The 16,243-nt window shown below is 38.2% G+C and carries 12 protein-coding genes and 1 tRNA gene; 5 read left to right on the top strand and 8 right to left on the bottom strand.

What is annotated here, in order from left to right:
- Positions 1 to 447 (top strand): IS110 family transposase (locus LBQ60_20710; GenBank protein ID MDR2040344.1); only part of this gene is annotated, 447 nt, incomplete at its 5' end.
- 241 nt (positions 448 to 688) lie between these two features.
- Here LBQ60_20710 and LBQ60_20705 read toward each other — a convergent pair.
- From LBQ60_20705 to LBQ60_20675, 7 genes are all read right to left on the bottom strand, one after another.
- A tRNA-Gln gene (locus LBQ60_20705) sits at positions 689 to 759 on the bottom strand.
- Between the two features lie 51 nt (positions 760 to 810).
- On the bottom strand, positions 811 to 1,986 hold the full coding sequence (locus LBQ60_20700) for a glycosyltransferase family 4 protein (GenBank protein ID MDR2040343.1): 1,176 nt from the start codon (positions 1,984 to 1,986) through the stop codon (positions 811 to 813).
- 172 nt (positions 1,987 to 2,158) lie between these two features.
- Complete coding sequence (locus LBQ60_20695) at positions 2,159 to 2,788, bottom strand: hypothetical protein (protein ID MDR2040342.1); 630 nt, start codon at positions 2,786 to 2,788, stop codon at positions 2,159 to 2,161.
- Between the two features lie 364 nt (positions 2,789 to 3,152).
- Positions 3,153 to 5,624, bottom strand: a complete 2,472-nt coding sequence (locus LBQ60_20690; protein MDR2040341.1) for a TonB-dependent receptor — start codon at positions 5,622 to 5,624, stop codon at positions 3,153 to 3,155.
- 111 nt (positions 5,625 to 5,735) lie between these two features.
- Positions 5,736 to 7,841 (bottom strand): ATP-dependent DNA helicase RecG, encoded by a 2,106-nt coding sequence (recG, locus tag LBQ60_20685; protein MDR2040340.1) that lies wholly within the window; start codon positions 7,839 to 7,841, stop codon positions 5,736 to 5,738.
- A gap of 166 nt (positions 7,842 to 8,007) precedes the next feature.
- Entirely contained in the window at positions 8,008 to 9,156 is a 1,149-nt protein-coding gene (locus LBQ60_20680; protein ID MDR2040339.1) for an SDR family NAD(P)-dependent oxidoreductase, read from the bottom strand.
- Between the two features lie 21 nt (positions 9,157 to 9,177).
- Complete coding sequence (locus LBQ60_20675; protein ID MDR2040338.1) at positions 9,178 to 10,437, bottom strand: LicD family protein; 1,260 nt, start codon at positions 10,435 to 10,437, stop codon at positions 9,178 to 9,180.
- 269 nt (positions 10,438 to 10,706) lie between these two features.
- On the opposite strand from LBQ60_20675, the gene LBQ60_20670 reads away from it, so the two are divergent.
- The 4 genes from LBQ60_20670 (at position 10,707) to LBQ60_20655 (ending at position 14,510) form a co-directional block, all read left to right on the top strand.
- Positions 10,707 to 11,732: a hypothetical protein gene (locus tag LBQ60_20670; GenBank protein ID MDR2040337.1), complete on the top strand. Its 1,026-nt coding sequence runs from the start codon at positions 10,707 to 10,709 to the stop codon at positions 11,730 to 11,732.
- Between the two features lie 9 nt (positions 11,733 to 11,741).
- Positions 11,742 to 12,986 carry a glycosyltransferase family 4 protein gene (locus tag LBQ60_20665; protein MDR2040336.1) on the top strand — a complete coding sequence of 415 codons (1,245 nt, stop codon included), beginning with the start codon at positions 11,742 to 11,744 and terminating at the stop codon, positions 12,984 to 12,986.
- Positions 12,987 to 12,992: 6 nt separating this feature from the next.
- On the top strand, positions 12,993 to 13,790 hold the full coding sequence (locus tag LBQ60_20660) for a glycosyltransferase family 2 protein (protein ID MDR2040335.1): 798 nt from the start codon (positions 12,993 to 12,995) through the stop codon (positions 13,788 to 13,790).
- A 138-nt stretch (positions 13,791 to 13,928) separates the two neighbouring features.
- The gene (locus LBQ60_20655; GenBank protein MDR2040334.1) at positions 13,929 to 14,510 is read left to right on the top strand and encodes a hypothetical protein; all 582 of its coding nucleotides are present in this window, start codon (positions 13,929 to 13,931) and stop codon (positions 14,508 to 14,510) included.
- 400 nt (positions 14,511 to 14,910) lie between these two features.
- On the opposite strand, the gene LBQ60_20650 is transcribed toward LBQ60_20655, so the two are convergent.
- The gene (locus tag LBQ60_20650; protein MDR2040333.1) at positions 14,911 to 16,230 is read right to left on the bottom strand and encodes a hypothetical protein; all 1,320 of its coding nucleotides are present in this window, start codon (positions 16,228 to 16,230) and stop codon (positions 14,911 to 14,913) included.
- Between the last annotated feature and the right edge of the window lie 13 nt (positions 16,231 to 16,243).

Here is a 16,243-nt window from a genome sequence, read left to right as displayed (position 1 = left end):
CTTTCATTACTTGATGGAATAGAAGATCTCAAAACCAATTACCAGCGCATAACATCAATAAAGGGAATCGGAATGATAAACGCATTGACCATATTGATTTATACGGAGAATTTTACACGGTTTACCGACTGTCGCAAGTTTGCCTGTTATGTAGGTGTGGTTCCCTTTGATAAAAGTTCCGGGACATCCCTGGGCAAGGGAAAACGAATCAGCCGCTTGGCAAACATTCAAATAAAAACCTTGCTCACGCAGGCAGCCAGATGTGCTGTTGTCCATAATCCGAAATTAAGGACATACTATCTACGAAAGTTGTCCGAAGGAAAGAAAATCAAATTGATAATTAGCAATGTAAGAAATAAACTTTTACAGATCATGTTCGCTTTAGTGCAAAAAGGACAGGTTTATATAAATGATTACCAAAATCAGTTGGATATAAAATTTGGATAAATAATAATGAAATAATTTGGTTTTTAACATAGAATTCGTTCTCATGAGCGATAGCGAGTAACAAAGGGAATAAAAAATGAAGAATCAATTACTTCCAGTATTTCAATGAATATTGCTTATGTCGAACTCACATTAAATCAATGGTACATGACAAGGCTAAAAATGTCAACAAATTTGCCAGCAATCAAAAAATAAATCCCTGTAATTAAGTAAATTACAGGGATTTATTTTTTAAATATTGTTGTCCCACCAGGATTCGAACCTAGACTGACTGAACCAAAATCAGTAGTGCTACCATTACACCATGGGACAAAATCCGGGCGCAAAGGTATACAAAAATTTAATTTATGCTAAAAAATTGTATTAATTATTTGATTTTAGGTACTCAAAAGGGGCTGTCAGGTACGATCTTCCTTCCAGCACATTTTTATATAAAGTGATCATTTGATCGGCAAGAAGGTGATCGTCAAAATGAATGGCATGTTTTTTACCTTCAGTGATCATTTTTGAAGTAAAAGTGTCATTAGAAAGTATTTTTTTTACATTTTTAGCAAGCTCTTCATCATTGTCAGGGTCAACATAAATAGAATGCGGACCACCTGCTTCCAATAAACATGAGCCAATAGCTGCAATTACAGGAACACCGGAATACAATGCTTCAATGATGGGAATGCCGAATCCCTCATAGAAAGAAGGATATACAAATACAGATGCGGTCTGGTAAAAAGCCGGAAGATCTGTTAATGGAACTCCTGAAAAGAGGTGCACACGTTTTTCCAGTTTATTTTTTGTGACAAAGTTTTTTATTTGCTCGGCATAGGCCGTTTCCCTCCCTACGGCAACCAGGTGAATAGATTCATCCAGATGAAGTAAAGATTTGACTGCCAACATGAGGTTTTTTCTAGATTCTATTGTTCCCACATTTAACATAAATGTTTCCGGCAAATGATATTTTTTCCGGATACGTTGTTTCTCTTCATTAGAAACCGTATGATGGAACAAAGTATCACATCCTTGATAAATAATACTGATTTTTTGGGGGTCAATATCAAAATAAGAGATAACATCGTTTTTGGTACATTCACTTACTGTAACAATATGATCGGCTTTCTGGCACGCATACCTGAATTTTCGCTTATAGACAGCCCGGTCAATAGCCTTATAATAATCGGGAAACCTTAAAAAAATGAGATCATGAATCGTTACGATCGACCGGATCCCTTTCTTGTCCAATCCTGCCGGTAGTTCATTACTTAAGCCGTGATAAAGCTGAATATTATCCCTAAACAAATCCTGTACGATGGACTTGGTTCTCCACAGTGAAGAAAAATATTTATTTATTCCTTTAGGGAATACAGATGCAATATTTTTTTGACTCCGGAGTGATTCAAGATCAGGATTATTGGTGTCTTTTGGGGCATAAAGACGATATTCATTTTCAGGATAGGCTGTAGATAAATTGTTAATTACATACCTACTATAGTTACCTAATCCTGTATAATTAGCAAAAGCTCTTTTTGCATCGAATCCAATAATCATATTTATTTTTTGTGATTACTTATACAACAAATGCCTTACTTAAAGGTTTTGCAGACACCTATTTGTTAGCATGAAGCATGCCAGATTTGATATATCTGCCAAAGTTAGTAAATAAAATGATTCCGGCATCAGGCCCAGGTCATTCATATTTAATGGAGAAAAATCTATATAATTATTCTTTACCGGGTAGATCCTGAAATTCCTTCAACTTTTCCAATATGGCTATTCCAATATCATATTCAGAAGTAGTATATAAAAAATTACGCTCAAATTGACAAAATCCCATGAATTCAACCAAATGTTCCCCTTCAAGTCCGGTTAATTCAGCCACTTTTTTCCCATTGTATTTTTTCTCAATTGCTTCAATAATGGGCCACTCCTCAGTGAAAAACCGGTAATAATTGATTTTCATTTGTTCCTCCTTGTTAAAACGTTTATAAAAATAGGTAACAGGATGAGCAATAGCATAAAGCGGGTTACGAACAATTTTATAATTGTATTCGACAGGGATAAGTGGTTTAACAGGTCTTTGGAAACCTAAAAGAGCATTATAATCGATAGGGGGAGGAAGCTTGAGCGCAAGAAATTTACGTTTGAACTGATCATATGTTCCTAACGGGTGAATGATTACTTCACTGATTGCATAAGTAGCTGGTTGCATGACAACCACCAATGGCCCTTGCGTGGTAAATATATCATAAGCTGTTACTACAAAATCCTTGAATCCAATGGCAGTCAGTATCAGTGTATCCGACCTTTCGGCATAAATAGAGAAATTCCCGTCCCGGTTGCTGATGGACAATAAATTACGTGTATATTCCTGATATTTACATTTTCAATAGGGAATAAATTTTCTCCATTCAAGACCAATCCTTGGGCAAAATTATTAGTACGTTGTCCTTTAGCCCATCCGCATATGAATAATAAAACACTTATTATGGATAATCTCATGGATCTATGCATATGTAGTTCAATATATCAAACGCATATTCCACAAAGTTATTACATAGTCTTTAAAGTTTGGTTGGTATTTATTATCCTGCTTCCATTGATCAAATGGTTGATGTAAATTTATCTAAGTAGTATAAAACAATTAATGTCATATTTTCTGAACGTAATTCATTTGATCAATGTGACTCAAGGAAATAATAAATAACACTGAGTGCTTAAAAATCTTCATCCATTTGATTCATCATGTTTTCATCACTTCGTTGATTCTTACTCCGGTTATTATTTTTCATGTTTCCGAAATTATAGGTCAGGGTGAATCCAAATTGCCGTCCTGACCTCCAGTTCTTTGAATCCTGTTCAAATCCGGGTCCGGATGTGATGGTATGCCATTTTCTGGAGTTCAGTAAATCGCGGGCATTCACTGTCAGACTCAATTTCCTGTCGAAAAATGATTTCCGCAACCCTGCATCCAGAGAATAATTAGCTTTACGGTGCCCCTGGGCAATGATTTGTTTCGCATTATAATTTCCGGTAAGTTGCAAGGTGAAAGAATAGGGAAGTGCCATATTCGCTATCATCCTTGCATTCCATGAAAAGTCCTCATTCCCTTTACCTGTAATGGGCTGTACCACTCCATCAGGCTGGTAGGAATATCCTTCCAGTATATAATAAAATAAATTGACGGTAGTGGTCAGATCCAGAAATTTGAATAATCTGTTTTTCAGGACAAATTCTGCACCGGCACTTTGGGTCTCTGTGATGTTTTCATAAGTACTTTTCATGACATTATCCTGTAAATAATTGATGCGTTGTATCACATCATCCGTATTGCGGTAATATAATGATGTAGACAAGGTGTGCGCTTGCCAAGTTTTCAAATAATTGAATTCTAACGAATTGGAGAATTCAGGATCCAAAGAAGGATTTCCAAAAGATATATTGGTGGAGTCCGTTATATTGATAAAAGGGTTCAGCTGCCTTCCCCATGGACGAGAAATCCTACGGGTATAATTCAGTTGAACTTCGTTATTTTTGGGCAACTGGTAAGAAAAGAAGACACTGGGAAAGAAACTAAAATATTCTTTATTGTGAGGAGTAGCGTCATCTTCAGATTGATTGTATCCCAGTGAAGAAGTATGAATATTCGAATATTCTCCGCGTGCCCCGACCTGAACGCCAAAGCTCTTTATCTTTGCTGAATAGGTGGCATATAATGCATGGACATCCTGGTCATATATGAACTTGTTGTATAATGATGCGATATGGACAGCCTCTTCTTTATTCGGTCCTGAGAATGTTTCAACAGGACTGTTTTGTCTTGACATAGTACCTTTATATCCGGCCTCAATTTTGCCCATACGGAATTCATTGACATAATCGGCCTGTGCTTCCCAGGTTTTTGTTTTCATCTTACTTTCCTGGTATTGATACGAAGAATTTTCATGACCGTCAGCAAACAATGAATTTTGCAGGTACGTGCTTTTTTCATTTCTGTCCCATAAATTATAGGAAAGCGTGATGTCCAGATTGCTTTTTTCTGTGAAATCACGCTTGTAGCCAATTTCCATATTTCCTACTTTCATCCGGTTGTCGGAGCTGGTATTTCTTGAACTACTGGTAAAAGAACCCGGCACATTACTTTCATAAAGGATCGTATTGTCCTGGTCCATATCACCCAGCATGCCGAATACACCAAGACTCAGGTGATCTTTATCAGAAGCATGATAAGTCATCCCTGTCCGGAGCATATAAGGGCCTCCATCCCCATCACTGTCTGATGTCTGGTTCAAGTATGACACCACGTTCCCATCGGCATCGGTGTTGTCGCGATTGGTATAACCGCCACCTTCTCTTTTTCTGCTTCTTTTTCCTAAACTGGCATAGGCATCCAGCTTTCCGCTACTATAATTAAAATTACCGCTGACATTATATCCGCCCAGGTTGTCCGCACCGACTTGTACACTTCCATAATATCCTGCCTTGCGATCTTTTTTTAGTACGATATTAATGATCCCTGCTGTTCCTTCAGGATCATATTTTGCCGAAGGATTAGTAATGACTTCAATCCTTTCAATATTTTCGGCGGGCATTTGTTCCAGTATTTGCGCCCGGTTATCGGATGATAATCCGGAAGCCTTTCCATTGATCCATACCGTTACACTCGAATTCCCGCGTAGGGAAACCTCGCCTTCATTATCCACTTCAACAGATGGGATGTTACTGAGTACATCACTGGCGGATCCACCGGTTGCAGCAATACTTTGATCTACATTAAAAACCTTTTTGTCGATTTCCAGCCTCATCTGTGATTGTTGTCCCAGAATTTGTACTTCTCCTATTGCCTGGGCATCTTCATTTAGTACCACATTAACTTTCTTTGATCCTGATTTGAGATTGACGGTTTTTTCAATAGTAGTATATCCCACAAAAGAAATCACCACCTTATAATCTCCTTCTTCAAGGCCACTTAATTGAAACTCACCTGAAAGGTCTGTAATAGTACCTTTCACTAATTCATTGGTTTTTAAGTCCCATACGGAAATATTCGCAAATTCCATTGCTTTCTGTGTACTTCCATCAATGACCTTACCGGAAATATTCCCCGCGGATTCGTCTGTTTCCGAGGCATATAAAATAGATACTGATGATATGATAAATGAGATTAGAAATAGGGTGACACGTTTCATTTTATGTTATTTTAATTGTCCTTTTTGATACAATTAGTATTCCATGGTTTAACGGACTGGCGATAGTTTAACATTAATTAACGTTCTTGTAGGAATAAATAAAATGATGTTTTAGCTGATACTGCTCCAGTTAATTTCATGGTTTAATTGTTTTCGTATGGCATTGTTCAGTAAAATATTTTCCGGCCTGCTTAATCCCGGATCCTCAGAAAGGATATCTGACGCGGCATGACGTGCTATTTGCAACAATTGTCCGTCAGTAGCTAGGCTGGCGATATGTAGATCAAATGGTATCCCGCTTTGTTGTGTCCCGTCGATATCACCGGGACCCCGTAGCTTCAAATCAGCTTCTGCAATGGCAAACCCATCTGTAGTGGCTGTCATCGTTTGTAACCTTTTTTGGGCATCATTGCTTAACTTATAGGAACTCATCAGGATACAGAATGATTGATCGGCGCCACGTCCAACCCGTCCGCGTAACTGGTGCAGTTGGGAAAGGCCAAACCGTTCGGAACTTTCTATCACCATCACAGAGGCATTCGGGACATCCACACCGACTTCAATTACCGTTGTGGCGACCATGATCTGTGCTTTTCCTTCTTTGAACAAACGCATGGCCAGGTCTTTATCCGAAGCCGTCATCTTGCCATGTACCATAATGACACTATATCCGTCCTGTTCGGGAAAGGCCTTACGTATCTGCTCGAATCCGGTTTCCAGATTTTTATAGTCCATCTTTTCAGACTCGCTGATCAACGGATAAACGACATATATCTGCCTCCCTTTGGCAATCTGTTGTTGCATAAAATCAAATACTTCTTTGCGCCTGTTATCATAAAAATGTTCGGTTTTTACCGGTTTACGTCCGGGTGGTAATTGGTCAATGACCGATACCTCGAGATCCCCGTAAACGGTCATGGCCAGTGTTCTTGGGATAGGAGTTGCGGTCATCACCAGTACGTGCGGCGCTTTCGTATTTTTTTTCCATAAACGTGCGCGTTGTGCCACACCAAAACGATGTTGTTCGTCAATGACCACCAGACCCAGATTCAGGAACTGTACCGTTTCTTCAATCAGTGCATGGGTTCCGATAAGGATATGAATACTGCCATTGGTAAGGCCCTGATGTATTTCTTCGCGTTCTTTCTTTTTGGTAGATCCGGTCAACAGGGCGACATTCAGATCCATATTACCCAGCATCTGCGAAATAGTCCGGAAATGCTGTCCCGCCAGGATTTCGGTAGGTGCCATCAGGCATGCCTGAAAACCATTGTCCAGGGCGATTAGAATGACCATGAGTGCAACCAGGGTCTTGCCACTTCCGACATCGCCCTGCAACAATCGATTCATCTGTTTTCCACCGCTCATATCCCTGCGGATTTCGCGGATCACTTTTTTTTGTGCTTCTGTCAATTCAAAAGGAAGGTATTCGGTATAAAACCGGTTAAAATTATCGCCCACAGATCTGAAATCAAACCCCTGGATGTAGGTATTCCTTTCTTCGCGAAGGTACAGCATGCGTAATTGTATCCAGAATAGTTCTTCAAACTTAAGTCGCTGTTGTGCTTTTTGCAGTAGAACAGCACTTTGTGGAAAATGGATATTGAATAAAGCTTCGTGCAACGACAACAACCGGTATTTTTGGATGATTCCGGAAGGAAGTGTTTCCGGAATGCTTGTCTTCATTCCCTGCCATAGGTTTACCATCAGTTTACCGATCAACCTGGAAGTAATGTAACTGTTTTTTAGCCGTTCGGTGGTACTGTAATTCGATTGTAATACTGCAGAGATGCTTTCTTCATGTTTATCGGCCGGCTCCATTTCAGGATGTACAAAATTTACCTGCCCGTTGAACTCCGACGGTTTACCGAAAACGACATAATCCCCTCCTATTTTTAGACTTTGTGTCAGGTATTTGACTCCTTTAAAGAAAAGCAATGGTATGTTTCCCGTATGATCGGATAACTGTACGATCAGACGTTCTTTATGTGGAATTCCTTCCTTATGCATAGTTACGATACGTCCGCGTATCTGGATATAAGCATCGACAGGCGTAACATCTTTTATGGCATAGAAGCGGGTACGGTCGATATGCTTATAAGGAAAGTAATACAACAAATCCCTGAAAGTTTGTATATTGAGTTCCTTGTAAAGCAAATCAGCCCGTTTAGGCCCTACACTAGCTAAAAATTTGATATCCTGATCCAGATAAGTCATTATCGTATGCCATTAATCTGCTTGATATCTGCAAAACTACGGATTTTGTTCCTTTTATGAAAGAAAGATATAATTAAGTACACTCTTTGCCTGAGCACATCATAGGTTGATACATAGTCTTTATCTTTAAATGTTTTAGACTGAATAATAACATTTTAACTATCTTTCAGATATTTGCAGAATCAATCAGGTTTCGTATTTGGGTGCTACTGGTTCGTTGCGTGTAGGGAAGGTAGATGATTTTTACAGCTTTATCCTTGAAATAATCTTCATACTTGTTGAACCTGTCCGATCCGTTATAATCACTTCCGACAAAAAGGTAATCATATTTGATCTCTTTGTAGGCATCCGTATCTTCTTTGTATGATTGGATCACTTTGTCCACAAATCTGATGCTTTTAATGATCTCTAACCGCTCCTCAAAAGAAATAAATGTTGTTTTATTTTTATGTAATGCATTTTTATGAACGCCAACGACCAGATAATCACAATATTCTTTAGCCCTTTTTAACAAATTAAGATGGCCGATATGGAATAAATCAAAGGTACCACTCAGATAGCCGATGGTGAATTGGGGTTTTGTACTCTTCCTGTGATCCGATTGATTTTTATAATCATAACTTTCTTTTCCAAATTGATCCGGCTGAGTCTGATAGCGGGTGATCACATCTTTATAAATTTCTTCGTAGAAAGGGATAAACAAACTCTCCTTTTTCAGCATTTTTTCAATCATTTCTTCAGCAAGACCCCGCAATTCCTCGGGATTATTTTCATTGCCATAAAAACGGGTTCCTTTGATCAATCCTGGTGATAGATTTAACACACGATTGGTTGATCCTGCTTTTTCAATTTCTATATTGATGCTTTCAATAAACTTACAGACAGAAGCTTTGGTTGCTCCATATACCGCAAACATGGGAGAGGAAATCAATCCGGCAATACTTCCCGTTACACAGCAATAAAAGTCTTTATTATCTACAATCCTTTGATAAAAATGCCTGATGATCCTGCACACTGCAACCGAATTGACCTTAAATCCGTTGATGATCTCTGCATCCGTTATATCTTCGAAAAGAGCAATTCGTCCAAAACCGGCAGTAACAACTAAAGTGTTAATATCCGTAAACTGATTTAGTATGGAATAGTCATCACTTAAAAGATTAAACCGGGTAAAATCAATTTTATCTTTAAAATCGGAAGGAGGATCGCTACGATCCAACACATGGATCTTTTCATATCCTCTTTCCAGCAATTGATGACCTATGGCTAAACCTATTCCATTACTGCCTCCAATGATCAAAGCTTTGTTGCTCATTTCTTCCCTTATAATAGTTCGTCAGAATTCCTTCATCCGGCCATTTTCATCTGTTTTTACCGGAATATACAGATATTTAAAATTATTTTTTTCTTCCCGGTGACACCATGTATATACCCTGATCATACTTCGCCAGTCAGTATATCTGCTGTCCAGAACCTCCAGCGCATTCCAGGGGATCTTGTACGCTACCCCTTCAAATATTATTTTCTTACAATCATGCATTGCTGCATCAGGATATCTGTTCCTATTCTCATAAAGGATGTCATTCCCGTTTTTTTTAAAAGCCCATAAATCAATGAACGGAAATGTATATGGATACCCTTTTATCTCTTCACCTTCTGTATCCCAGATCTTATAATAAGGTGTTCCCTGGAACTTAAAACCATCAGCGTAACGTAAATTCCTGTGTTTTCCAATTTCTTCGAAAAGAACCGGCAGATCTTTTTTTTCAATGCCGATATCTATGTCATCATCCCATAACATCATTCCTCCATGTCTGATGTATGCCAGTAAAGTACCGGCATCCAACACCAGATCAATATTTTTTTGCATGCCTATGTCGCTGATAATTTTCAAAAGGTTCCGCATACGGCTTAAACTTAAGTCGGTCCAGGAGCTTTGTCCGGCAGCCAGGTTCAATAGCGAACGACACCTGTCTGGCCATTCATAATCCCGGATATCACTCTGATCCAGCCAATCGACATCTGAAGAATAAACACTTAAAGCATTTTCATCTTCTGTCATTTTTAAGATAGTGTGATCCAGCCTGTCGATGATCGTATCTATTTTCAATAACTTCTCAGCACCGGACCTGCTTAACAGGTATATTGAATTACCGTGCTTATATTTCAAAAGATAAGGTTCTGTTTTTTCATATTCCCAGGCATTCCTATTGATAAGTGTCTTTCCATTTGCTTGTTTCTGGATATATAACTGCCTGTCGTAAGGAAAAAACAATTCCCAACCTACCGGTAATTCCCCAACGGTCCCAATCAGATCTTTCACAGATAAAGACAGGGAAACGTTACTTTCTACAATCAGACACCAGGATAGGGAGGTTTCCATAAATTGCGTCCATGCCTTACGATGAGATGAAAAATTATTGATCTCCCCATGCGACAGATCAAACCCATACTTTTCCTTATAAGAGGCAGAATAAATGTTTAAATCAGAAAAATCGACGTGTTTCACTTCAGTTATATCCAACATGTCACCTAACATGTTTATAGCACATTTTGAAGCCACATTTTCGGGAAGAATGATTTGATATATCTGCATATGTTAATTTTTGTCCAAAAGGCTTTAGAAGATCACGGCTCATAAATCTGAGTAAAATTAACATTTTGTTTCTATAAAATAATCTCGTCCTGATTTTTTCTTACTTATTTTAAAGAAATAAATTTTTCAGGATAATTCGTTTGCGTTTATTCATTAAAAAACTTAATATTGTATTTTCTCAGCATCACTTATGAATGATTTAACCAACAAATAGCTGATATACATGTTTATTTGCAACATCACGCTTTTCTTTTAGCAATTACCTATTGATGGATCGAAAAAGTCTTATAATAAAATTGACGGAATATGCGATACTGAATGCATATTCAGTTCGATCGACCGGGTTTTATAATGGGAAAGCCGGGTTTTCGTTATGCTTCTTTGAAGTGGCCGGTTTCCTGAAAGATACCGATATTGAGTCGCATGCATCGGAATTATTGTATGAATCGTTGTTAAGTAAGAATAATGATATCGGCTTTGAAAATGGTTTAGCCGGGATCGGATATGTCCTGCTTTATCTGATGGAAAATCAATTTATTGAAGCGGATTTTGACGATCTCTTCGGAGAAAATATGGAAAAAATATTTTCGGGAATAAAAAACATTTCCGGAAACAAAATGGAAACCCGGATGCTGCCGGTGGTTTATTTGTTGAACCGGCAGGAATGCTGTTGGAAAAACCATCAAATGTCGGACGATATATTATCATTGATAAGAAAAAATGAAGAGGCCCTGATCAAAGGTTTTTCTCAAATGATATCACCGGATAATAAGATTTTGGCATTAAAATTACTACAGTTTTATTGCCTTTTTCTTAAAGTGATCCGTCAATATCCGGATGATTATTTCCCGGATAAACTATTTGAAGCATATTCAAATTTATATAACAACAACAGGATTGCCAGTTCTTATGAGATAGGGCATTATATGAAAAATATAACTCTTTCTGCCGGGAAAGCGTCTTTTTCAGATGTGATTGAACGAAATATCAACGATGGTTTACAGAGCATACATCCTGCGTTGTTATCCCTTTCGCAGCGGATCAATCTCGCATATATGCTGAGACAAAATATTCATTCGGGAACTAACGAATTCATCCGGGAACTGGAAAAACCATTTTCAAACGATCTTTCGGAAAAAGAAATAGAAAAAGATATTGTCGGTTCTATCAATAAATTCTCTTATTGCCCGGGCTTTGAATCTGGTATTGTACGTTTGATCCTTTATCTTATCTTTCTGGAGAATAAGCAACTCCCGGAAACTCATTCAAGATTCAATCATATTTTTTTATTATAACCTTATCTGATGACGACGAAAACACTCAATCTGTTTTTATTCAATATGTCCTCTGCAAAAAACACAACAGGGGTGGATCGTTACATCAAAACACTAATCAGAGGGCTGAACAGTATAAAAAACATAAAAATATTCTGGATCAACTTGAGTGAGGACAATTCGAAACTTTTTGTACATGAAGAGGAAGAAGATGGGTGCATGAAAATCTCGATACCTTTACCTTTCCAATCGGACGAAATCATCAGACACCGTTTCTGGATACGAAAATACAATGAATATATTTTTTCATTGACACGTCGGTTCTTTGAGGGCAAAAGTCATATCATTTTGCATATTCATACGATCAACCTGATAGATCTTGCATTATTTATCAGGGAACAGGTTCCCTGTAAGATAATTACCCATCTGCATTGCATTCCATGGAAGGAATACTACAATACCAGAATGCCGTATTTTAACCTCCTGTACGATCAGGTATATATCAAAAAATGTGCGGTTGACACTTCTCACTTCATTACAAATAATTGTGAATTAGATTCGTATAAATTATCTGATCATGTTGTTTGTGTCACCGGTTGCGCCAGGGAATTTCTAACCTCCTATATACAAAAGAAAGATCATGAAGTGACTGTCATCCCTAATGGAATGGATGATTTCCGGATCCCTGGAGTAAAGGACAAGACTAATTCTCCCTTAAAACTAATTTATGTCGGCGTGCTTACTAAAAGCAAGGGGTTATGGTACATTCTGGATGCACTTAACATAGTTAAAGAAAGAGGATTCGATGTATCGCTTGTCATTGCCGGAAGGTCGTATGCGGATGACCGGGAAAAAATACTGAAAAAATATAAAGACCTTTCCCTGGAATTTCTGGGAGTGGTGCCTTTTGATGTCCTGAAGGGATATTATCAAAGTTGTGATATAGGGGTGATTGCCTCCTTACAGGAACAATCGAGTTATGTGGCTATAGAGATGGCTATGTTCGGATTACCGGTCATCACTACTGCTGTAGATGGCCTGGACGAAATGTTTACCGACGGGATCGATGCTTTGAAAGTGAATACCACTTTCTCGAAAATATTCGGGTTAAGGGTAGATATTCAAATGTATGCCGATAAAATTATTTCCCTGATACAGGACGAGGACCTGCGTATCCGGTTAGGAAAAAATGCCAGGATATTGTATGAAGAGAAAATGAGCCTGACCCGTATGATCGATCAGACAAAGTCAGTTTATCAGAAAATTATCAATTAAAGTAAAATGGCAGAAATATCAGTGATTATGTCGGTGTATGATGATACCCATTTTAAAGAATCATTATCCAGTGTACTCAAACAGTCTTTCCCTGATTTTGAACTGATCGTTATTGACAGCCGCCCTGAGGAAGTTCGCAGTTCCGATCCGGATTTGATCAGTGATCCCAGGATAACTGCCGTATTGAACGATGATTCGGGATCATTCCTTAACCTTGCTTTATCAAAGGCAGGAGGCAACTATATCGCACGTACAGACAGCAACAGCCTGATGCATGTCGACAGGTTAAAGGTGCAACATGCAATTATGGAAGAGGAACCGTCAATTACAGTAACAGGATCATGGATAAATGTGCTGGCCGACAGTAACAGGAGGGTCCTTGGATCTGTTTCGGGAGTGGTTGAAAAGCCGCTTTTCAGCTTACTGGATAATAATTTTATCTTTTCCAATACCATGATGGTCCGGAGATCTTTCCTTGAAAAACATGAGATACCATATGAAAGCTGTCAGGATCTGGAGCATTATAAATTATGTGTCGATATCGCAGGAAAAGGCGGTATATTTTATGTGGAATCACAGGCATTGGCTGATTGCTATATGCCCTCTGACCAAAAACAAGTGAAAAAAGTTGCTGTATCTGAACTTAAAATGAAAATAATCAGGGGTTTTATATTCGGACAGGATCAGGAAAACCGGGAACACTTACAAAACCTCCTCAAAGAGATGATTTTTTTTGAAAAAAAGAACCTGATTTCCGTTGATCATATCATCAATTTTTTTAAATTTGTGTTTCATAATTTATAAAATCTGAAAATGATCAGATGACTCTTTGGGTGTATGTGTGGGGGAAGCTATAGTTGAGAAAATAACTAAAGAGAACTGTTCAGATAAAAAAGGTGGGTGGCATTAATTTCAATAAATATTTACTTAAATCATTTCGCTATGAAAAAAATTAAGAAGGTAACATTATCCGAACTGGCAAAAGAAATGCCGGTAATTGAAGAAAATGAACAAAGGGAATATATAGGAGGTACATTTGTATTTGATTATGATGGGAGTTATTTAGGCTCACATGGGGATATGGATAACATTGTTATTCTCAGTAGAGATGAGTGGACGCAGTTTAGCAATAATTATAGAATGTGGGAATTATCTCACACACATTTCGTTAGCGCCCCGGGGGATGTATGTAAAGGTGCTGACTGTCCTTCTGCTCCCAAATTTTCCGGAGAACCGGCAGAAGTAGTTGCAAGCGGAATGGCTACTTTAAGGGAATCGATTGTACGGCGTTTTTGTATGGATTTGGATGTTAGAGGTGTCGCCATTACCAATATCGAAATGAACTCTGATATATCAGAATTCATATTGGTGCCAAGGGACTCGGGGGGAATGAGTGGATCAAGCGGATCCGGTTCAGGTGGAAACGGATATACATTGTATGTTCCCGTTAACGGTAGTGATGGTGCATTTAGCAGTGAATCATCATTAAAATGGTATGTTTCAAGAGCACAAAGAGGTTATTGAATGTCAGCATTGAATAATTGAATCGGCTGTTTTTTCTTCCTAAAAAATATACTGGTGATAAATTATAAAGAGGTGCCAAAAAATTGACACCTCTTTGTAGTGGTCTATTCTGGAAATAAAACTGAGTATTCGGTCAACTGTAATATAATTTTATCTTTAGACAATACTTTCTTATTGAGATAAAATTAAGGAAAGATTTACCATTGTGATAAGATCAACAGCCATGTAAAGAAAGAGATCAGGATCTGGTCCAGATTTATTATTGCTATTCAGTGTTTGCTCCGGGATTAATTAAAGAGAACAAGTTCCCATATTTTTCGGATTTTGATCATATATACAAAAAGAGGATGCCCATCGGGTGGAAACATCCTCTCGTCGTGACCCAGTAATATAGTTAAATTTATTCCGGGAACAGTATTGCTTTTAAATTTTGCGGGTAATCGGTCGTGATAAAATCAACACCCATGGAAATGAAATAATCAAAGTCAGCGGTGGTATTGACTGTCCAAACGTTTGTCGTGAGGCCAATCTCTTTGGCTATTTTCACCCATCCGGTATTTGCTTTTAAGGTTGTTATGGAATAATCGAGACCCCAGTAATTATCTAATTTCAGCGATTCCGGTGTTAAGTTGCCGTTCAGATAAGCAACGCGGTTTTGCGGGTTATTTTTTATCAGTTCTTTACAGATATTCTGGCTGAATGAAATATAATCTACCAGATCGGCCACTCCGCCATTATTCACTAATTCCAACACAGCAGCTGCCGCCCTGTTCTCATTAACCGTTGTTGAATGAGCTTTTATTTCAATGATCAATTTGGTTATACTTTGGTTTTTGATGAGGTCGATACATGCCTGTAAGGTAGGGATCGGTTCACCATTTGACAACCGGACACCCGCCAGATCCGCATAGGAAGATTGTTCAATATTGATTCCGTTGATGGTCGCATCGTGGTTCAATACCACCACCCCATCCGTAGTGATGTATACATCCAGTTCCGATCCGTAAACGCCTAAATCAATGGCTCGTTGTAATGAGGCCAATGAATTATGGGGATAATTCGGAACCCAGTACCCACGATGTGCAATGATTTTAGGAATAGCTTTTTGTGTCACAGATACAGAAGCAGATTTTACATCGATAGAGGGATCTTCTGCTTTGATCAAGATGCTTCCTTCACGATATGATAACCCATCCGGTAAAGGGGATATCGAGAAAGCATAAGTTTTTTTGCCATTTTGCCAGGTATTTCCTTCTTTTCCCGTAATCCATCCGGGAAGGTCAAAAGCAATAGGAATATTTGCTGTTATATCCAAAGTGAATTCCGGTTTTCCGAACTGTACCGACACGCTGTTTTTGTCTACAGTGAGGACAGGTTGTATACCTGCCTGATTTATGGTTATATTTAAGTTTTCCGCTCCATCTGCAGAAACTGTAACTATAGCTACCCGGTTTTCAAATGTTTCATTTTTGGAAACGGAAATTTTCAGATTATCCGTAATATAGCTTGATATGGTCGGTTTGCACCAATCCGGATGATCAGAACTAACATAAAAATTTTCACTGGAACTAACCGTTACAGATTGACTCCCTCCTTCCGCTTTAAAATTTAAAGTCCGGCTGGAAACATCTATTTCTAAAAAAACATCATTTTCAGAAGCGCTATCTTTACATGCGAAAAGAAGATTCAGAAATAGAAAAGAAACAAACAACTTTTTCATTACAATTGGATAA

Source organism: Bacteroidales bacterium (assembly GCA_031275285.1).
In the GTDB taxonomy this organism is placed as follows: domain Bacteria; phylum Bacteroidota; class Bacteroidia; order Bacteroidales; family UBA4181; genus JAIRLS01.
This window is presented reverse-complemented; position numbering and strand designations above follow the sequence as displayed.